The sequence below is a fragment of the Halomonas sp. ND22Bw genome, from assembly GCF_003011945.1.
GTDB lineage: Bacteria > Pseudomonadota > Gammaproteobacteria > Pseudomonadales > Halomonadaceae > Halomonas > Halomonas halophila.
Genome location: NZ_PXWD01001743.1, coordinates 1 through 238 on the forward strand (window position 1 = coordinate 1; position 238 = coordinate 238).

General features: G+C 67.6%; 1 protein-coding gene. It reads left to right on the forward strand.

The genetic code is table 11. From position 1 onward, the window contains the following. Positions 1-15 precede the first annotated feature (15 nt). Positions 16-238, forward strand: a 223-nt coding sequence (locus CVH10_RS24260; protein ID WP_181244755.1) for a hypothetical protein, incomplete at its 3' end; no start/stop codon positions are given.

Consider the following 238-nt stretch of genomic DNA (forward strand, 5'->3'; position numbering starts at 1 on the left):
TCATTTCGTGGGGCGTTGCTGGGCGCCACCTTCCTGTGTGGGCTTGGCGCCGTGCCAGCCTATGCACAGGACGCGGCGGCGGACCGCAGCGCCGCCGGTGACGGCGACGAGATCATCGTCACCGCGACCCGTCGGGAAACCACGCTGCAGGACGCGCCGATCAACATCAGCGCGATCGGTGCCGAACAATTGTCGCGTCAGCGGCTCGACGACATCCGTTCGCTGGCGGCTTTCACGC